Source organism: Aestuariibaculum scopimerae (assembly GCF_059428085.1).
In genome coordinates, this window is the sequence record NZ_CM182089.1 from 729,215 (window position 1) to 750,731 (window position 21,517).

Sequence of the window (21,517 nt, forward strand, 5' to 3'; positions counted from 1 at the left end):
CTATTGTTTTTCTTCTTTAACTAAGGTTACGGGGCCTAGCAATCCGGCTTTTAATAAAGTATTCCCTTTTAACCGGAATGGTGCTGTGGTCCAGGTTAAGCGGTCTTTTTCTGGTAACTCCTGGTCACCTATCAAGCGGTTGGCCCAGGTATTGGTAATCCTTATTTCTAAATTGTTTTCTCCTTTCTTTAGGTATTCAGATATAGCAATCCGGTAGGGATAAGTCCAAAGGATACCGCATGGGTTACCGTTTAAACGGACATCTGCTATATTGGCAATCTCACCCACATCAAGCCATATTGCATCGGTGGTGTCTTGTGTCCAGTTAAATGTCGTTTTATAAATGGCTGTTCCCGAATAATATTTAATACTATCATTTTCTGAAGTACTCCAATCAAAAAGTTGTTTCGTTTGTATTGGTGCTTTCGGACCGTGGAAAGCGGTATCAAATTGGAGTCCCCAGGAATTGTTAAGTGTTTGAACGGTCTCAAAGTCACTCCAGTTTTGTAAACCACTTGGAGGTGTTTGTGTGGACGCATTTTCAAAAATGATAAAACAAGAGGCATTGGGTTCTAACTTGATTGGAACTATGGTTCGTTGATTTTCTTCCTCCCAAAGAGTTAACGTTTTGGTTTCATTGATTACAGGGTTGTATAGTTTCGGGATTTTTCCTGATATTCTAAAGGATGTCTTAAGCAGTTGCACTTCCGGGTTTTGATTTGAAATAAAATAGATATCCTCATCAGCCGTCTTTCTATGCGTCCATGCTATGGTGCCGGGTGTGGTATTGTGAAACGTTACATCCGGAGCTAAGTCAAAGGCTCTAAAGTCCTCCTCTAAATAGGGTAGTTTAACCACGGTTCCCTGACCGATATTCCAGATTGATTTATTATCACTCCCTTTCCAAATAGCATCCACAGTCTCTTGCCATGCTTTTGCATCAGTATCTTGTTGCAAACCGGGTATTCTGGTTGGTTTTTCAGCAACTAAAATGGTCGCGCCAGCTTTAACAAGTGCTAACATTTTTTTGGCAACTGCCAAAGACACCATATTGTTGGGGGCCATCTTCCTGCTTCCGGGAAATAATAAAAATCGGTATTCCAATCCATTTTGAAATACCACATGGCCGTTTTTAACGGTGGCTCTGTTTAGTAGCACATCGGCATTAAAGGAATCGTATTTATAACCATGCAAGGCATCTACCCAATCGTTTAAATCAGTGCTGTTTTTAGAATACTGCACTTCTTTGGGTTGTTTTCCAAGGGGCTGACCTTCATTCTCCAAGCGTATCTTTTCAGATGCTACACGTGCTTTACCAAACACATTGGGAATGAAAGGTACGAGTCGGTCCGGCAGCACAGCTCTGGAGGGAATATCCTCCCCGGCAAAAACAGCAAAGTCTATCACCGGTTTTCCTTTTTGAAGTTGGTATTGTACCCGCTGGCAATAATCAAAAAAGGCCTTTCCGGGTTCCCACCAAGTTTGGTCTCTTTGGAAAAACGTCCCGATACCATCTAGGGTCATCCCCGGCTTTCTGTCCGTCCAAGGATTATGAACAAACACATGATAAAAAAAGCGGTTGATTCCCAAGGCATAGTTTCTGTCTGCTAGTGTTTTCAGGTTACCGGGATGCTCATCCCAATCCATACGTAACTCTGTAAAAGCTTCTGCCTGTATAATATCTTTACCGTAAATATGTCCTCCGGAAATGGCATCCAACATATCATTGGGCTTGTCGTGGGTAGGGCTCTTTAACCAAAATTCACCGCTTGGGTAATCTACATATTTGTAATGTAACAGATTATCGCTTACCATGGTTGGAGCTACATTTTCTGAACTGAATTTTACATCGGCTTTTTTAGCTTCTTCGGCCAAGGTGGCAAAGAAATTATCGGCAATGAGTTCGGATATTGTTTTTCTAACATCATACAACACTTGTTCGGATGTTTCTATATTATCTATAGGGATTCCGGCCATTACAGGCAGGTAATCTATCAAATCATACCCTCTTCGGTCTTTAAAGGCTTGCTGGAATACGGGGGACCAATTCTGACTCCCACACTCCCAGCTATCTAAATGCAATATTTTTAATATCCTGGATGCTAGTTCAGGGCCTGCTACCCGAATCACTTCGCCAAACCAGTGGTCTAATTGAAACCGGATGGCTTCGGGATTAAACTTATCAACTTCCAATCCCTTTCCGGCACCTCCGGTGGCATTCTCATGTCCGGTAGAGGTATGTCCAAAACGCAGGATGCGCCAGGTGCCTTCGGACTCCCAATGAAGTACTCCGTTGGCATCTACAAACTCGGAAATGTTGACCATTTTGGATTTATCGATACAAACAGCATCGGGTGTTTGGGTTTTATCAGCACGGGTACTTAAACGCCAAACGGCGGCTGATTTCCCCTGGTAATTATCTATTTTAGGTTCTCCGGACAGGATAATTTTAGAGACTTTTAAGGACTGCTTCCACTTGGCGGCATCTAAATCTTCGGCACCGGGTTCCGTCCCCTCCGGGTCATAGACAAAACGGAAATACTTGGCTGTGGTTGGCACAATACTATGCGTATAGTACACATCGGTATCCTGCCATCCGTGGCGTGGCGCTTCCAGTCGTCCTAAACTTTTAAAATGCTCCCCATCGTCACTGACTTCTACCAACAACCTTTGTGCCTGATAGTTATTGCCCTTGGTTTCTATTTGTATGGACCGGCATGGAAAGGGTTCGGTGAATGCATATTGCACCCAGCCTTTTTCGTAAAGTTTAAAGTTACCGTCTTCCTCCAGACTGCTTAAAAAGGAAACATCTGTATTGGCTAAGGACGAGGTCACTTTGGGCTTCATTTCATGAGAGGTTTTGTAAACTTCAGAAACAGGCAACGCAAAGGTGGCGATGTCCTTATAATAATCTTGATAATGTTCCGGTAGCGGTAATTTTAAGTTTTTTGTTCCATTTTCATTGACTATAGTATCGGACCAAACGACTTTTTGCATGGAGCGTTCCGGGGTAATCCATGGACCTCCGGCAACCGCAAAACCATCGGCAGCGTGAAAGGCGATTTTTAAACCCAACCGGTCAGCCTCAGTTAAGGCAAAATGTACCATATTCCAAAATTCCTTGCTTAGTTGCAATACGGGTGGATCTATGAGTGGCGGATTTTCCGGTCCTTTAATGGTCATTAAATAGGCTCCTGCAATGCCGGCGCGTTTCATCGCCTCCAAATCGGCTGTAATACCTTCTTTGGAATAGGCGCTTTTCATCCAATACCAATATACCCATGGCTTGGCGGTTTCCTGAGTGGGCTGGAAATAAGCTATCGGTTCCTGTTCCGGGGATTGCTTACAGGATACCAGACCGATTAAGAAACTGCATAAAAGTGCATATGTAATGGATAATCGCATTTAATATTTAAAGGTTTTAAGTGTTTTATTTAAAGCGGGACCACCGGATTGAAATGGCACTAAATAAAAACCATATTCATAATCTTTTGAGGGGATTTGATACTTTTCTAAAGGCGCACTTACCGGCGACCAACTGTCGTTACCCCCGACACCCATTTGAATTAAATCGACGTTGACGGTTATAAAACCGGCATCTTTTAAATCGTAAGTGTGTTTGGCTTCATTCAAATTGTTTTGGGTATAAGGCCAGGCACTCATGCTTAGCGGTTGTGTCCCTACAACCAATAAACCGCTGTTTTTGTTTTGATTAGTAAAAGCCATCCATCGCACCTCCGTTCTATTCCCGTTTTCCTGAGGCATTACATAAGGTTCTGTAAATGTTTCCAAAGGCAAATGGTATTGCTTAACGGGGAATCCGTGGTTGCGGTCTATATAATTTTCCAGAGTACCTTTACCATACCAGGATATTGCTTTATAATCTTTGGGAATGCCTAACTGCATGCCCACTTTAGGAATGTTAGGCAAATCTTTTGAAGCCTTCAAGCCATAGGCGACTTTAATAACACCATCGGGCTTTATACCGTATTCTACAATCACCTCAGCACTGTCTTTAATCACTTCATAATTGATATGAATCAGTACATCACTTTCTATTTTTAAAGCTTTTACGGATTTAACCCGGGGCTTCGCTTCATACCAGGGTTTTAAAAGTTTGTTGGGCTTCCATCCCTTTCGGTCGTTGTCGGTTAAAGGTCTGGTGAAGTTTGGTAATAACGGGGCAAATACTTGCTCAGCACCTTTAAACACATAGGAGCTCAGGGCTCCCTGTTCTTTATCAATAGTGACATTAAAATCATTTCCCTTAACCGTAATGACAGTATCCGATTCTGAAAGCACCAAAGCTTTAGAAGATGTTGTACTGTAGGACACCTTGGGTTTTGATTGCAATAAAAACTGGTCTTCTGCCACAACAAATCCTTTTTTAGCCCAAAGGGTCGCTTCCGGTAATTGAAACTGTATGTTCAGGAAATATTCTGAATCGGATTTTAATTTTGGCAGGTATGGTTTGATGTTGAATACCTGCTCCTGACCTGCTTCTATTTTAAACGGCGGCAAGGTTGTTTCTTTTACAACCGTTCCATTTTCGAGGATTTGCAGTACCGGTGTATAAACCTCTAACGATTGGGCGGCTTGACGGTTTTTTATTTTAAGTTGTTGCCCGTCCAGACTACAGGTTGCCGGTTGGTACACCCATTTATTTTCATACATGGCGGCTTTAGGTCTACCATCGGCTGCCACGATGCCATTGATGCAAAAATTACCATCGTGTCTTGTTTCTCCAAAATCGCCACCATAGGCATAAAATGTTTTACCTGTTTCCTTATCTGTTTTTAACAAGCCCTGGTCTTTATAGTCCCAAATACAACCACCGATAACACGGGGCAGTGAACGGAACTCATCCCAAAGCTCTTTTAAGTTTCCTGTGGAATTCCCCATAGAATGCGAGTATTCCACAAATAAAATGGGACGGGTATCGGCTTTTTTATCCACAAGGAACTTCGGGGTAAAAACACCGGGATAAAACCGACTGACCATATCGACATAGGGTTCGTCCTGCGGATTTTCAAAACGGTGCGAATGGTCGCCCGTAGACGGATACCTTTCATCCAGAGGGTCAATGTACCCTTCCAATCGAGGATTCCCTTGTGCCGGCTCATAATGTACGGGTCTGGTGATATCGAAATCATGTACCCAACCAGCCATAGCGGCGTGATTGGGACCTTTGCCAGATTCATTACCCAAACTCCATATTACAACGCTAGGGTGGTTTTTATCACGTTCTACCATACGGGTCATACGCTCTAAATAGGCATGCGTCCATTGGGTATCGTTGCTCAGTTTACCTCCTATACCGTGGGTTTCTAAATTGGCTTCATCCATAACCATAATACCATAGGCATCGCACAACTCATAAAAATAAGGGTCGTTGGGATAATGACTGGTTCTTATGGTATTGAAATTAAATTGTTTGATGGTCTTTACATCGTCCTCTATGTCTGTTCTGGTCAAAGCCTTTCCTCGAACGGGATGGTGGTCGTGACGATTAACACCATAGATATAGGTTTCTTTACCGTTGATTAATAGCTTGCCATTGTCTTTTGAAAATTCTATAGAACGGAAGCCTACTTTACAGGATTTTACCTCTGTAATCTGCCCGTTATCATCTTTAAGGGTTAACACCAAGGTATAGAGGTTGGGGGTTTCTGAACTCCACTTCAACGGGTTCTTAATGGTTTCTTCAAAAAACCCAAAGCGGACGTTGTCTAAACGCGGGTAGCTTTCATTGATGAGGGCCTTTGCTGGTTTGGAAACGGGTGCCTCAAATAAAGGCTCGTTTTTTTGATTGTACAACTGAAACTCAAACGTAGCATTTCTTATGGAATCGCCGGTGAGGTTTTCCAATTTGGGTCGCAGTTGAAACAGGGCATCTTCATAGTTGTTATCTAGCTTTGTTTGGTAGAAAAAATCCTGAATACGCAACTTGGGTTCTGCCATGACAAAGACTTCCTTTTGGATGCCACTTAAACGCCAATGGTCCTGATCTTCCAGATAAGCACCGTCTGCCCAACGAATCACCCGAACGGAGACGATGTTATCACCTGCTTTTAGATATGGTGATATGTTAAACTCCGATGGCAAGAAACTATCTTCACCATAGCCTACAAAGGCACCGTTAAGCCATACTTGAAATGCTGAACTCACCCCGCCGAAGTGTAGGGTTACATTCATGTCTTCCCAGTCTTTTGGTATTTTGAATTTGTATTGATATGAGCCTACGCCATTGGTGTCTTTTGGGATGTACGGCGGATTGATGGGACGAAACGGGTACACTGCACTTTTATAAATGGGCTTGCCATAGCCTTTTAGCTCCCAGTTGGATGGTACGGCAATGGTGTCCCAGCCGCTGACTTCCTGTTTATAGAAATCTTTGGGAGCCTGTTCTAAATTGACGGCAAATTTGAAGTTCCAGGTCCCGTTGAGCATGAGCAAACGGCTTTTATCCCGGTTGCCTTCCAAAGCATCTGCTACAGTTTTATAGGAGTAGGCAGTGGCTCTGGCCGGTTGTCTGTTAATACTGGTTACCAACGGGTCTTCCCAAGGGGCATTGACATACTGTTTGGGTGCTTCAGGAATGCCTGCAGGTTCTCCGGTTACGGTCTGAGCCTGAACACTCCAAAACCCACTGATTATAAAGAATAAAAAGATGTTATTGCTTAGCTTCATCATTTAGTTTTACAAAGTGTAAATCGCTTTTTCCTATATCTTTAGAAGTTGCCAATGCAATGCCACGCTGTCCGGCTTTATTCACTGCGCAATAGTAATGATAGACCACACCATCATGCTTAATAACGAATGATTTGTGTGCAAATACACTATCATAATCTTCTGAAGATTTTATTAAATCGTCGCCCTCCCAATCTTTCCAGTTAATTAAATCGTTAGACACTGCAAAACGGTTAAACGCTCCGGGTTTCCAAAACGCTCCAAAATAGAACATCACCCAAGTGTCGTTTATTCTTTGGATGTAGGCATCACCCGAAATCCCTTTATGATGGTTTATTAAGGGTTTATCGCCATAGCGTTCCCAGTGTTTCATATCGTTGGAAACAGCCATAGCAATGCGTTCTGCACCCCGACCCGGATTGATGCTGTCACCTCGGGCATTGTAATACATAATGAAATTATGCCCGGTTTCTTTATTGACATCGCGAATGACTGAACTCTTATACATAGTACTGTTATCCCACCATTTAGCTTTATCGTCATTGGGTCTTAATACAGGCTCAGGCAATCTTTTAAACTCGTGTGGTGTGGTAGGCAATTCATCGGTGTATGCCATGCCCATGGATAGAATACCGGCTTCATACCCGGTGGTATTGCCACCAAAATAACTCATCCAGTATTTACCTTCGTAAGGTTCCCATGCATAGGAACCGCCCCAGGTAGGGTCTTGCAAGGCAATGTAGCCAGCTTTCTGGTTCACATCCCATTCGGTGGTGTCTTTGGAAAAGGACATCACTTTTCCCAAATGTTCCCAATGCAACAAATCGTTGCTTTTAGCTAACCAGGTTTCATACCCCCGACCTTCAAATATTAAATAGGTCATATACCAGGTATCGTCTTTTTTAAAGATGCTGGGACAATCCATTTTATAGGAATCGTCGGTAGGCACCATAATTAACCCGTATTTATAAGGTGTTTTTATCTCGTTGTAAATCTCTTCCATCACCGCATCTGTAATAGCTCTCTTTTTTGCTTTGGACGTGCAAGACACCAAGGCGATTAAAAGGAGTACTATGACTGATGCCTGGCCTAACAGCTTTTTACTTGTTATCATGAATTCTATTTGTTAAACTTTAAAAATACCCTATGCTTTTGCGGGCCGCTCAACCATTTGGGTTGTGATGAGGGCCCGATTAAATCGGTCATGTTTACTTTGTTTCTTACCGGGGGTATCACATCTAAAATGGCTATACCGGTATCGGGCAGCGTGTATAACAAGGCATCCCGTCCGTCTCTTGGGGAATACACACCCAAATAGGTATTGGGATTGGTGTTTTGTATGTGAATGTTCCCTTCGCTTGTTTGGAATAACACCCATTGCCAGCCACTAAAGTAGCCTTTAAACTCCGGATAAATGAAGGACTCACCCGGAATGGGGTCGTTGTAATCGTTTTGCCAAACATCCAGTTTGGTGCCTTTCATTCGGTTTTGCCACACACGGTACGGACCATCGCCCAACCATATTTTGGATTGCACATTTTCTTCGGGGTATTCAAAATACACCCCTGCTAAATCTACCACGCCGTTGTATTCGTATTCGTAATCCAGTTGCACGGTGCCATCGGCTGTCATCGTCCAAACAACGTTTTGAAGGATACCGTGGTAACGGGCTTCTATTTTTACAGATCCATCTAGCTTGTTGGCCTTAATACTAAGGAGGTTTTCTTCACAGTTAACTTCTTCATCAATACAAGCGAATTGTTTGTAAATACGGTCTTCGCCTTTTTCAAACTTGGGGTCGATGGTACCATCCAGAGTTCTGTCACCGCGGCGGGCAATCATCATTTTAGGGCCATCTTTAAAACTGATGGTTTTACCGTCTTGTGTAACTTTTGTCAGCTTCCCGGTGTTTTTGTCTATTTGTATAGCTATTTGGTTGGCACTTACTAAAAAGGCGGCATCGGTTTCTTGTAGATTGACATTTCCAGACGGATTGGTACCCTCTATGACTTTTGATTTATCCCAGGTAAAATCCCAGGTCCATAATTCTTCGCCGTTAGGGTTTAAGGCTTTTATGTAAAGTACATCTGCCTTTTGCCAACCGTTGGGTAATTTAATGGTCAATTCGCCTTCACCATGTGGTGAAATATCGGGACCATCCATGCTTTGTTTTTTAATGGTTTTGTGTCCCGGTTGGTTGGTTGTAAAACTAGCAAGTTCCCACTCAAAAGTACAGTCCTTGGTATTGGTAAAATCGTATCGGTTTTCGATAGCGAATGTCTCATTGAAATCATCTTTCAATTCAGAAGCATTTGTTATCATAACGGGCGACCAAACTTCTTTTACGGTAAAAAAGCTGCCTTCTTTTTCATGATGGGGTCCTACGATACCGTCGGCGCCATAATTCCCTTGGTTATCTATACGTCCGTTTTGGTCAGTTCGTGCAATGCCTTCATCGGCAAACACCCAAAGGTAGCCACCGCCACTTCTTGGATGTTTTCGCATGATTTCCCAATAATCATTAAATCCGGCACCGTGACCACCGTCATAAAGACCGTGCAGGTATTCGGTAGGCATGAAAATGTTATCATCCCTAAAATACTCCAAAGTTTCACCGTAAGAACGGTAGTGCATGGTTTCTACGCCATTATGTTCTTGTTGTGGGTGCAATACGGGACGTTTTTGTAAATCCCAGATATCGAATTGGTCATCTAAATTTGTATTCCAGCCGCCTTCATTACCATTGGACCAGAAAATGATGCTGGGATGGTTTAAATCCCTTGTCACCATCTCTCTTACCAGTTTTTTCCCGATGGGGTCGTCGTAGTGTCCGTGCCAACCACCCAATTCGTCCATAACATACAAGCCCAATTCGTCACAGGCTTTCAGGAAATCAGGGTCTGGTGGGTAGTGTGATAAACGCACGGCATTCATGTTCATTTCTTTCATCAATTTCACATCGGCATAGTTCAACTCTTTGTTAAGTGTACGTCCAGATTCCGGCCAAAAACTGTGGCGGTTAATCCCTTTCATTAACACGCGCTGACCGTTTACGTAAATCCCATCGCCTTTTCTGATTTCAATAGTTCTAAAACCAATGGTTTCTGAAATTTGGTGCAGGGGTGTTTTATCTTTAAAGAGGCTGATGCTTACCTGATACAGGTTAGGCGTTTCAGCCGTCCAGGTCTTGATGTTTTTAAACTGTCCGGATAAATGGATTTTGTCACTTCCGGCTGCTACACTGCCTTTAAGGGTTTCCCCTATTTGTTTGCCGTTGGTATCTTTTATAACAATCTCTGCACGTAAGTCGGAAGTGCCGTTCCCAAGGAACAGGTTTGCGGCAAAAGTACCGTCGGCTTCTGCTTTTAAAGCCGCGTAATCGATATGTGTTGCAGGTAATGCTTCTAAAAACACCGGTCTAAAGATGCCCCCGAAATTCCAGTAATCGGCACGGCGCTCGGCCAGGTTGACACTGGCGTTTTCGGATTCTTTGCTTACGGTAACCTCCAGTACGTTTTCTTTACCGAATTTTAACAGTCTGGAAATATCGTATTTGAAACGGTAGAATGCCCCTTGGTGTTTACTCCCTGCGGAACGACCGTTTATTTTGACTTCGGTATCGGTCATAGACCCTTCAAAAACAATTTTAACTATTTTGTTTTCCCAATCTTTGGGTACGGTAAAGATGTATTTGTATTCGCCTACCTCATCGGCGATGCCATCAGGGAATGGCTTTCCGTAAAATTTGATACCGTATTGGTATTTTCCAAAACCTTCTTGTTCCCAAACGGAGGGTACGTTAATGGTAGACCAAGTGTCACTTTGTCGACCGTCAGATATTTTAAACTCCCAGGTTTTGGTGTCTTGAAATCCTTTCCCAGATAAATATTGTATTTGGGTTTCCTGAGCAAAGGTGCTTAGGTTAATACATATGAAAAGTAAGGATATGTGTTTAATAATATTGTTCATTTAGTTGTTGTTTTTAGATCCTTCAGGTTTTTGAAACCTAAAGGGTCTTTAATACTATAATGCTTTATACTTAATTTGATATGATGTTTTTGGTTGTATGCGTAACTGATAGGTGTTCTTGTCCAACTGGAACAATTCGCCTGTATTGGTTTTTGGTTTGGTTTTACTTTTTATAATGAGGTTGCCCTGCCCTTCGTCGGCCATCACTTTTATTTCTGTAGTACTGCAATACATATTGACAACACCATTGGGGGTTGGCACCTTCCCCTCCATCCATTTTAAACCGCCTAAATTGGGTTTGATATCGTATTCAGTATATCCGGGCGCGGTGGGCTGTACACCCAAATAGTATCGTCCAAACAAATAGATAGGACTGGCACCCCAGGCATGGCAGAGGCTTTTTCCGTAAGGTCGCCCATACATTTCAAGATGGTCTTTGCCTTGTTGTTTAGGGTCGTACTTTTCCCAAAATGAGGTGGCTCCGAGTTTTAACATGCCGCCCCAATAATCTCGGATTTCATCTAACACAAACTCTTGTTCTCCAATGGCACACAGAGCCTCTAATTCATAAAACCGCATGTAGGGTGTTGTGATTTGTAGGATGTCATCATTCAACAATACCTTATTTTTGACACTTTGCTTTTGGGCATCATCAAAATAATTAAAAAAGATACCGAACATATTGGCATAGCGGGTAACAATGTCCTGCATCTCACCATCTATGCGCTGGTGTTTCATGACTTGATTGTCTTTATCCCAAAACACGTCAAATAGTTTTTGTTTTAAATCGTCGGCTAGGGTTTGGTACTTGGATTGATCTTCCGGCTTTCCGGCTATATCGGCACTCACTGCCATGGCTTCCAGACTTCTTGCTAGTAACATTTGTTCAAAACTAACTTCGCCTGTTTTTGGTAAGCCGTCGGCCCAGTCAATAAATACCCAATCGCCTTCCAAAGGTTCAAGGAAGCCGTTTTTATTTCTTCTACCCAGACAAAAGTCCATGAGTGTTTTCATGCGTGGGTAAAAGGTCTTGATGAATTTGGTATCGCCTGTGTATAAATAGTAATCGTAAATGCCCACAAACCAATACAGCGAATAATCCATAATGGTATTGATGTGCGCTGTTACGGGTTCTTTACCGCGAAGTGCCAATAGGGTACGTTCTACAGACGGGGAATCGAAAAACAGATAGTAATTCATTAAATAACTTTGGTAAGCGTCGCCGGACCACACCCAGCGGTCGCGCTTAATACCATCTATAAAAAACTCCCGCGAGGTGAGATGCATGGTATAGGCGGATACATCCCAAATATCATTAAGTAAATCATCGGAGGATTTAAAGGCGCCTCGGTACTCTAATGGTAAATATTCATAAAGCATAGATATGGAATCGTAGCTAATGGTGGAGTCGGCTTGCACTTGTACGTATCGGTAGGCTTTGGATTCGTCGTGGGTATAGGTTGCAGACTGTTTTCCATCGAAATAAAGACGGTCCAGAGTTTCGCATTTGGCGGAATCTAAGGCTTCCTCACGGGATTCACCGTAGTATAGAGCGATCTTACCTTTTCCTTTTAAACCATGAATGCGAATGTATCCAAAGGTTTCTTTTCCAAAATCTATCAGTTCTGCTGTTCCTGTTTTTTCTACTTTTTTAGCGTTCCAGGCTTCGGTAGTGAGTCTGAATTCAGAAGGCTTGCTGTCCGGCGTATTAAAATTCCATGAGCCAACAGGCATCCAGGGTGTTCCGGATTGCTGTGCGGTACCGCTCTCGTCAATCCAGAGTTTATCTTCATTGGTTACTATCCAGCTTTGGTTGGAATTAACATAGGTTCCATCAATGTATATAGCGGGCAGCACTTCCTGATTATAGACTTTAAGGGATATTTTATGTTTTCCTTTTGGAATGTTAATGGTTTTGGGCTGTCCGTAAATTTGAACGCCATCTACCAATAATTGAAACGGGCCTTCGGAGTAAATGTTTACGGTATCAGCTTCAGGTATGTCGACTTCGGTTTGAAAGGTCACTAAAGCATAAGGACTGTAATAACGCCACAGCGGAGGAAATACGGCTTCACGTTCGGTACGCCTTACCTGCATTTCGTTACTTAGCCAAATTTCAAAATCGCCGGGATACCAAATCCAGGTAGCATCATTGTTTGTTGTTTCCTGTGCGGAAAGGGATGATAGGGATAATAACAGTATCCCAATGCACATATTTAATGCTATTAATGCTTTATTGCTCATATACCTATTTTAGTTAGTAAAAATGATAATCCTTTTTTTAATTTGCATCCTGTACCGACCTGTCGTTGGTGCTGGCTTTTTATGCGTTTCGACTCCGCTCAACGTGACAATCCGAATGTCAGTTCGAGCATTGCCGTAGTGCAAAATATATTTTGCAACGAAGGTAGCAAGCGTAGCTTGTCGAGAACCTTTCAAGCCAAATTTATTGAGCCAATCTTTTCTTAGCCTCTTCCCAACAGGTTTTCACAATGTCTTTATATAATAATGCCTGCTGCCAACGATCGCCTTCTTCCTGTTGTCCATCATTTTGTGTTGGTATGGTTCTGGCATAGAAAATATCGGCTTTTAAAAGTTCTACTGTAAAGCAGATATAATCGCCTGGTTCTGCTGTTTTTAAAAAGCCCATAAACGCCCGTGTCCACATTTCTTTGAAGTGAGCCACATAGGTTAGATTGTCATCGTTAGTGATATCTACTTGTATGCTACCGGGATTACCAATACGCCCATGCATAAAGCGTACCCTATCGAATACAGGCTGTATAAAATCCCATTTGTTCTCGATACCACCGTAAACCATTTCTTGTCCGGTGTACCAATGTGAGAAGTCACCATTAAACCGTACTTCCGGAAAGCGTTTGGTCAACTCCACCGTTCTGAATAAATCCTGTGTAATGGTGGCACGGTGGGTTTCTATGTAAATGGGAATATTAAAATTGGCAACACACTCTTTTATATAGTTGACTAACACATCCATTTCGGCATCGCTTTCCATACCCCAACCTAAATGTACGGTGGCACAGTTATAGCCTTCAGACTTCCATTTAGGCAACAGTCCTTTTAAATCGCCTACTTTATTTACACGAGCGTGGGCCGTTAATTGGAGGTTTAAGGCTTTGCATAATTCCGGATCGCCGTCTTGTATACCTCCAAAGCCTGCCTTGGCAATGGCTTCGTGTTTTTCCTTGTCACTGCCTTTGGGGCCGGTTGAGAAGTCTGGCAAGTCATCACAGGTTCCATAGTTTATATCGATGCGTAATGCCGGTGGGTTGTTACTTCCATTGTTTGTGTTTTTAATCATCGTCATTTATTTTTAATTATCCCTCTTTAATTCCCATTAAAGTATATGTACAATAAAACCATGGTTAAAATCAGTGCTGCCCAAAGCAACCTAACTTTTGGCTCCATCTTCGCCAAAGAAGTATTATCCAAAGAACTTACATGCGGATTGGTTTGCTTATCCAAATACGAAATAAGTACAATCATTACCGCAAGGAAACAGAAAATATAAAATGATAATAACAGGAAATGTGGCCAAAATTGATATATTTCATTCGGGAATATCCAGAGATACATAATGCCTACTGTTAAACTCAATAGGGTTCCAAAAATTAATATGCTGTTAGCGGCTTTGGTGGTTGTTTTAGGCCAAAGCACGCCGAACAGGAATACAACGGACATGGGTGGTGCTATAAACCCTAACACAGATTGAAAGACATCAAACAGATTCAAACCTTTTATACTGTTTATAGCCAAGGTTATGAATATGGATAGCACCGCACCTGCAACGGTAACGATTCTACCAATGGTAACGATTTTACTCTGACTGGCTTTGGGTTGAAACTTTTTAACATAAATATCCATAGTAAACACAGTACTCAAGGCGTTTAATGCGGAATCGATGGTACTAACCAACGCTGCTATTAACACCGCCATAACCAGACCTCTCATACCAGTTGGGAACAATTCGGTAACCATAGTCATATACGCTTCATCGGGATTACTTAAATTTGGAAACAGAACAAAACACATAATACCGGGCAAGATGAACAAGGGAACATCAATAATCTTTAGCCAACCTGTAAAGTTAGCACCTAATTGTCCTTGCTTAACACTTTTAGCACCTAATACGGATTGTACCATGGATTGGTCGGTACACCAAAACCAAACCCCCATAATGGGGTAGCCTAATAATATAGCTGTCCATGGATAATTGGCGTCATCTACAGGCATAAACAGGTTCCAATAATGGGACGGCGTTTTTTTAATAACTACATCGATACCTCCTACCCGCTCCAATCCCACCCACATGAGAATGAAGGACACAACTATTAGCAAAATCATTTGTATAACATTGGTGTAGGCTATAGTTTTGAGTCCGCCTGCTACCGTAAAAAACCCTGCTATAAGTAACAAAATAACAACTGATAACCACATAGGCACATTTAGAATTTGTTGTATCAGTATACCGCCAGCAAATAGGGTGAGGGACAACCAACTAATTAAAATAGTGACTATGGTATACCAAGCTAGAATGTTTTGTGTAGAATTACCAAAACGTTTCCCCATAAACTCGGGTAAGGTTTGCACTCTGGCACCTAGATATCTTGGTGCAAATACAACGGCCAGCAAAAAGATAAAAATAAATGCATACCATGAAAAATTGCCTGCTACAATGCCGGTTGAATAACCTATACTGGCAGATGCGATGAGCATGGATGGCCCCACATTGGTTCCCCACATATTAAAACCAATGCTGGTCCAGTTTAAGGATTTACCTGCTAAGAAATAATTCTCGTCACTTGGACGTTTGGACCTAAAACTAATCCAGGCACCAATACCTATTAATGCTAATAGATACAAGCCCACAACAGTAAAGTCAAGTAGTTCTAATTGGTCGTATATATTCATTTTAAATGCTTAAAGGTCTAAATGTGGCTTAGTTGGTTTTGTTTACTCTGCGTAAGTACTGATGTTTTCACCTTCTTTTATAAAGGGTTCGGCCCAGTATAAAGGTTCTGTTTCATTTTTCAATATAGGTTCAGCTGAATATTGTATCAATAAGACACGTCGGGATTTGTTGGTAGTGTTAGACCCGCTTCTGTGGAAACAAGTGCTTGAAAACAATGCTACATCTCCTGCATTTAAAATAGCCGGCACACCTGGATTATCTCCAAAATAACCAATTTTATCATTGGTGCCTTCCTGTAATACGTGGTCAATGCGTTTTTCTGTACCTGCATCTTTGTATGGTAACAGGTAAACTGTACCATTTTCTTCGGTAACATCGTCCAATGGACACCAAACGGACAGGTAAGGTTTGTGCTCAAAATCCAAATATCCGGAATCCTGATGCCAAGAGAACGTCATTCCTTTATCGGCTGCTTTAACTACAAACTGCTCTAAAAACAGATAGACCTGATCGCCTAATATTTTTTGGGTGATTTCTTCCATTTCTTTACCAAAAATGAGGTCTTGCATGGTTCTACTGTCTTTGTAGCGCAAGGCTATAAAGTAGCGTTTGCCTTTATGGTTTATTTCATCAACCTCTACCCCTTTACGGTCCATTTCATCATCTTTTTCTTTTATAAAACGCTGACATTCGTCCTGTAAACGCTTTATTAGTTCTTGTGGTATTACGTTCTTTACTATACAAAATCCTTCCTCCTGGAATTGATTTAATTGTGCATCGGTTAATACTGCTGCCATTTTTTTAGATATTAGATCGCTTCGCTGTTAGACAGTAGATCTTTCCTGTTTTCAACTAAGCTTAAGTTATTATTAAATTTGTTTGTTTCTGTTCTATTCTCTCCTTACAAAAAATCCAAATGCTTCCAAATGCCTTTAAAGTTAGCATCTATTTTTATATGTATTACATTATTTAAGTCCATTTCATCGGTACAACTTACGGCTTCCGGATATAATGGTACTACGGCCCCTGCTTTTACCCAAACGGGCATGTCTTCCATGGGGGCTTCAAAATTGTTTAACCAACGATTGCCTGTGTTGGTGTCGCCGGTAAAAAAGTTTACCCACTCCCCTTCTGGTAAATAGACATCGCGTTTGTTTTCGGAATTCATCATAGGTGCTACCAAAAAATCATCGCCAAAATAATATTGGTCATCGATATGCCAACATATTTTATCGGCCTGGTGATGCATTAACAATGCGCGAATGACCGGGAATCCTGATGTTGTTGTTTTCTCGCTTTCTTTCAATATATAAGGCAACATGGCATAGCGAAGTTTCCACCATTTTCTTATTAAAGGGGCAACATTGGGATAATAATACGGTTCTCTTTTTGAGGTGCCATGATAACGGATATGAGACGTGAACACGCCAAATTGGGTCCAACGCACATATAAGTCGTCGGGTATAATGGCATTCATAAAATCTGGTACGCCGTGAAACCCAGGAACATCATGGCTCCAGAATCCGAAACCGGACAAACCTAAATGCAATCCGCCTTTTAAAGACCCTGCCATACCATCCCAAGATGCTGCGGCATCGCCACCCCAATGTATTGGAAAACGTTGGCAACCACTCCATCCTGCTCTGGCCCAAATAATGCCATCGCTGGACACTTCCTTGGTAACTTCATAAGCTGCTTTTTGATACAATAATGCATATACATTGTTCAATGATTCTGGGGTCATGTCATGGTAATTGGCATCTAGGTGAATTTCTTCTCCAAAATCAGTTTTTATACAGGACACACCCATATTCAGCAGTTCTCTCAATAAATCCTTATACCAATCCACTGCTTTGGGATATGTAAAATCTATTGTACCTGCATAATCCAGATTGCTAAAATTTGAGCCTCCTTTTATAATTTTAGAATTTAAAGCGCCAATATAGTTTTTAGATTTGGCTTCTTCATACTGTTGTGCATCTTCAGAAATATAGGGCATTTGCCATAAACTCACTCGGTAACCATTATTTTTTAAATTGGAAACAAATTTTACAGGATCTGGAAAGCGATCGGAATTGAATTTCCACTCACAAAGCCAATCGGTTTCAAACCAACCAGTATCAATATGAATAACATCACAAGGAAAATCCTCTTTCCGCAATCTGTCGCAAATGGTATTCACTTCGTCAGCAGAGAAATATGTCATTCTACTCATCCAAACACCATAACTCCAAAGTGGTGGCATGGTAGGAAAGCCTGTTATTTTTTTATATTCGTAAATTATTTTTTCAGGTGAATCTTCACCTATTAAAAATAAGTCCAATACTGGTTCTTCTACTAATAATTGCACGGAACGCGTTGAGAAATCGGCCATGGAAAATTTACAATAGGTAGAGGTATGCAAAAACAAGCCGTACATTTCACTAGAAAGGTAAAAGGGGATATTTTTATAAGTTCGCTTATTGTTAACCCCCTGTCCGTCCTGATTTTTCAATTGAAAAGTATGCCCAGATAAATCCATTTTACTAAAACGCTCCCCAGTACCCACAAACTTCTCATCAGGTTTGGCATGAAAAGATATGGAAGTTTTACTGGGCTTACCGTGCTTTTCTATAAAGGATAGACACATGGCATCCATTCTATTAGGAAAAAACTGGTCGTAAGCACTAACTTTAACAGCCTTTTTGCCATCAGGGTAAAAGGTGGCTTGCATAGACTCCTCAGGTTTTGGCAATAGATCACTCCAATAATCTATATTTGGAGTGGATAAGTCAAAAACGGCTTTGATGGTACCCTGATCATCTTTCACAACCCAAGAGTCTTCAAATTTCTCAAAACCCAAAGCTGTTTCTTTAAGATCTTTTGAAAATTGTAGTATAGGCGAAGTCCCTTCAATGTCACTTTGAAAACCAATGCTTACTCTGAGTATTTTTTTTCCAAAAGCACGAATAAAGACTTGATATGTTTCTTTGGGTACTAATGGATCTGGTGCAATTTCGTTTGATAATAACTGACATTGAAATGGGACTGTTATAGCCACCCCTAACCCGTTTTGATATATATCTACGGGCTTACAGGCTTTCCATAACCTGGACACCCCTTCTTCTAAAGATAGGTCAACATTAAAATCCAGAAAGTCAAAAAATTGATGATTGGTTTGTTTCATTCTTTTAGTTTATTTAAAAACACCCATGTTTCTCCACGACGTGTGCCTTTAATACCTGTTTGGTATTTTTTCATCAAAGTATTCCAATCGTCTACCCGCGGATTGTTTTCCGTTGTTTTAGGGTTTAGATCATCCAAACTGATCCCTTTTGGAATACTTATAATTAACATGAGTTGGCGTCCGTTTTTAAAAACCTGCAATTGCTGAAAATCAGCATTACAAAATCCTTGCGCTACTTCTGGCCATGCTTCAAATTGGGTTTTATGGTATTGTAAATAGTCTTCTTGCAGTGCTTTATCGTCCACAAGGTTAGCTGTTAGCACAACGTGGTCCCAGTCTTGGGCCATATCAACGCTTTCACACCGTTCAAATCGGTTAAAATTATAAACGGGCGTATTGTATGTTTTTATGTCGGCTTTAGGATATGCCTCGGCCAATTTATTCTTTAAATGGTCAATATGGTTCAGTTTAGCATAGAGCACCAGATGTTTCTTCCACTGGTACAGTTCTGCATCAATCACCCCGTTGGCTTTGGCGATAGCTTTTATTTTTTTAGAATCAAAACCCGAACCTACCAATTCTATGGCTGCAAAATGAGGGACTTCCTGTAAAGGCCACGTGGTGTCTACCACACGTTCTTTTAATAAATGCTTGTAGGGGGCACGAATACCTGCATTTTCTCTAATGGCATTTCCAACGTAAGCATTATTATTTGTCCATGTGTTATCGGGACCATTGGCGTTTTGTAAAAACTTTTCAGCAGGCACCCAATTGTCCTTCACAGTAAAAAAGGACGAGCCTTCATCAGTATACAAATAAAACCAGTGGTAAGGGTCATGAGCATAGGGGTTATAGTAAATGGAATCAATATAATTTTCTTTAATCACACTTTCAGGTTGTGCAGAAAGTGTATACACCCCTGCCACATCATATAAGTGTTTTCCATAATGATGAATTCGATTAGCAACCACTTTGTTATGCTTCATGGCATTGATTGTTTTAGTCCAACCCCAGCCTAGACCAATGCCTGTGTAGGACACATCTGAGATTTCATTATGTGCTATCGTAATGTTTTTTACAAAGCCAGCACTAATACCCAAAGTACCCCAATCCTCGTTGGTTACGTTTGTAATTAAATTATCTACAATCAATTCATTTGAACACACCTCACGCTCATCAGTAGGGTTGTATGGCAAATGGGTTTCAAAAGCTTCATCTGAGAACACGCCAACATTTATGGCACTACCACCAATATCTTTAAATAAGTTGCCCTGTACTGTATTGTTATTGGTGCCTTTGTGTAAATCCAAGCCCGTGGAGGACAAGTGTTTAAATATACAGGCTTCAAACGTAATATGGTTGGCAAAATTAACCTCTACAGCGGCTCTGGGCCTACCAATCCATGCCTGATTTTCCAAGCCCGCTTTATCGGGTGTTCCAGGTTGCTTTAGTTTGTAAGCATCCAACAGATACATACCTGCCTGTAAAGGCACATGTCCTTTTTGTGACGGGCGTAACCAATTGCTGTGTTGAAAAGCAATACCCTTTATATATACATGACGTACGTAGCAATCGATTACACCTCTAATGTTTAATATATTTTCCAAAACAGGCGCAGTAACTTGTATTGTATTGATATCCTCTCCCACTCTAGGGTAATAGTATATTTTTGAATGTGCTTTGTCTAAATACCACTCGCCTGGTTCATCCAGCAAGCTCATGGCATTTGTTAAGTAAAAAGGTGAGTTTCCAGTTTTTTTTGATATCCAGGGTGCTGGCCACGGGTGCTCACTTTGAATGCGACTTTCTGGTTGTTCAAAATATAACTTGGCGCTATCGCCTTTAACCTCCATTTCTTTAATTCTTAAATTGGCAATGGCCCACCATTGTTGGATAAACAGTTCCATACCAGGCTGGAATGTTACAGATTTATCATTAAACGGAATCCAACACGTTTGTGAAGCTTTATTCCAAGATAAAATTCTATCCATTTCCGGTCCAGTATTGCTTTTTGCTCTAACAGCTTTTTTGCCATTAACCCACAACTGTCTGTACTCTATAACACGACCTGCTTTTTTAGGGGCATCAGCTACCCAAAAAGCTCCATATTTTTTCCAATCACTAATTTGAATACCACCACTTAACATGGCTTCACCCCTATTTTGTGCCTCAATGATTGTTGGGCTGTCTTCAGTGCCTGAATCTTCGGGTCTAATAAATACAGGTTCCTCTAAATGAAAAACCCCATCCATTAATATTATACGAATACCACCCTTTATGGAAGGGTTATTTAAACGTCGCATGTTTCTGGCTTTTCTTAAAGCCATATTTAAAGTGGCCAATGGCTCTTCTTTGGTGCCCAAATTGGTATCATTCCCTGTATTGCTCACCCATATTTCAGTGGCGTTACAATAAAAAACAGCCCATAACAGCAATAATACTGTTATAATTTTACAGTGGTTATGTAGTCTCATTTAGTTGTTAATCTTATAGTAAAAGCAATCCTTAAATCATTTTAACAAAATGCAAAGAATTACTTTTTTTGTTTTAAATAGTATAAAATAAATATCTTTACTCAAACAATATACTTTATTCACTTTCAAAGCATAAAGATATCCATAATACTATTTTACACATAAAATCTGGCTAATATTACTATTTTAACAATAAAATAATGTTATTTTTAATCGACGGTCAATTTCATAAATGATTTTTTGCTATTTAATAATTATAAATAAAACACCATTAATTCGCACTTA

Annotated in this window: 10 protein-coding genes; all 10 read right to left on the bottom strand. The window is 41.0% G+C overall.

Going from position 1 to position 21,517, the window contains the following annotated elements:
- Entirely contained in the window at positions 1-3,405 is a 3,405-nt protein-coding gene (locus AC5SR4_RS03290) for a glycosyl hydrolase (protein WP_495358111.1), read from the bottom strand.
- Entirely contained in the window at positions 3,406-6,693 is a 3,288-nt protein-coding gene (locus AC5SR4_RS03295) for a glycoside hydrolase family 2 TIM barrel-domain containing protein (protein WP_495358112.1), read from the bottom strand. It abuts the gene before it with no gap.
- Positions 6,674-7,804, bottom strand: coding sequence for a glycoside hydrolase family protein (locus AC5SR4_RS03300; RefSeq protein ID WP_495358113.1), 1,131 nt, complete (start codon positions 7,802-7,804; stop codon positions 6,674-6,676). The genes AC5SR4_RS03295 and AC5SR4_RS03300 overlap by 20 nt, the downstream gene beginning before the upstream one ends.
- A gap of 5 nt (positions 7,805-7,809) precedes the next feature.
- On the bottom strand, positions 7,810-10,659 hold the full coding sequence (locus tag AC5SR4_RS03305; RefSeq protein ID WP_495358114.1) for a glycoside hydrolase family 2 TIM barrel-domain containing protein: 2,850 nt from the start codon (positions 10,657-10,659) through the stop codon (positions 7,810-7,812).
- Positions 10,660-10,713: 54 nt separating this feature from the next.
- Complete coding sequence (locus AC5SR4_RS03310) at positions 10,714-12,903, bottom strand: alpha-L-rhamnosidase-related protein (RefSeq protein WP_495358115.1); 2,190 nt, start codon at positions 12,901-12,903, stop codon at positions 10,714-10,716.
- 202 nt (positions 12,904-13,105) lie between these two features.
- Positions 13,106-13,981: a hypothetical protein gene (locus AC5SR4_RS03315; RefSeq protein ID WP_495358116.1), complete on the bottom strand. Its 876-nt coding sequence runs from the start codon at positions 13,979-13,981 to the stop codon at positions 13,106-13,108.
- 26 nt (positions 13,982-14,007) lie between these two features.
- Entirely contained in the window at positions 14,008-15,591 is a 1,584-nt protein-coding gene (locus AC5SR4_RS03320) for a sodium:solute symporter (protein ID WP_495358117.1), read from the bottom strand.
- Positions 15,592-15,633: 42 nt separating this feature from the next.
- On the bottom strand, positions 15,634-16,389 hold the full coding sequence (locus AC5SR4_RS03325) for a phytanoyl-CoA dioxygenase family protein (RefSeq protein ID WP_495358118.1): 756 nt from the start codon (positions 16,387-16,389) through the stop codon (positions 15,634-15,636).
- Positions 16,390-16,493: 104 nt separating this feature from the next.
- Positions 16,494-18,758 carry a glycoside hydrolase family 31 protein gene (locus tag AC5SR4_RS03330; RefSeq protein ID WP_495358119.1) on the bottom strand — a complete coding sequence of 755 codons (2,265 nt, stop codon included), beginning with the start codon at positions 18,756-18,758 and terminating at the stop codon, positions 16,494-16,496.
- Positions 18,755-21,232 (bottom strand): right-handed parallel beta-helix repeat-containing protein, encoded by a 2,478-nt coding sequence (locus AC5SR4_RS03335; RefSeq protein WP_495358120.1) that lies wholly within the window; start codon positions 21,230-21,232, stop codon positions 18,755-18,757. The genes AC5SR4_RS03330 and AC5SR4_RS03335 overlap by 4 nt, the downstream gene beginning before the upstream one ends.
- Positions 21,233-21,517 lie beyond the last annotated feature (285 nt).

Excerpts from the sequence above, each read along its gene's own strand:
- AC5SR4_RS03290 (WP_495358111.1), bottom strand. The coding sequence starts at position 3,405 with ATGCGATTATCCATTACATATGCACTTTTATGCAGTTTCTTAATCGGT.
- AC5SR4_RS03295 (WP_495358112.1), bottom strand. The coding sequence starts at position 6,693 with ATGATGAAGCTAAGCAATAACATCTTTTTATTCTTTATAATCAGTGGG.
- AC5SR4_RS03300 (WP_495358113.1), bottom strand. The coding sequence starts at position 7,804 with ATGATAACAAGTAAAAAGCTGTTAGGCCAGGCATCAGTCATAGTACTC.
- AC5SR4_RS03305 (WP_495358114.1), bottom strand. The coding sequence starts at position 10,659 with ATGAACAATATTATTAAACACATATCCTTACTTTTCATATGTATTAAC.
- AC5SR4_RS03310 (WP_495358115.1), bottom strand. The coding sequence starts at position 12,903 with ATGAGCAATAAAGCATTAATAGCATTAAATATGTGCATTGGGATACTG.
- AC5SR4_RS03315 (WP_495358116.1), bottom strand. The coding sequence starts at position 13,981 with ATGATTAAAAACACAAACAATGGAAGTAACAACCCACCGGCATTACGC.
- AC5SR4_RS03320 (WP_495358117.1), bottom strand. The coding sequence starts at position 15,591 with ATGAATATATACGACCAATTAGAACTACTTGACTTTACTGTTGTGGGC.
- AC5SR4_RS03325 (WP_495358118.1), bottom strand. The coding sequence starts at position 16,389 with ATGGCAGCAGTATTAACCGATGCACAATTAAATCAATTCCAGGAGGAA.
- AC5SR4_RS03330 (WP_495358119.1), bottom strand. The coding sequence starts at position 18,758 with ATGAAACAAACCAATCATCAATTTTTTGACTTTCTGGATTTTAATGTT.
- AC5SR4_RS03335 (WP_495358120.1), bottom strand. The coding sequence starts at position 21,232 with ATGAGACTACATAACCACTGTAAAATTATAACAGTATTATTGCTGTTA.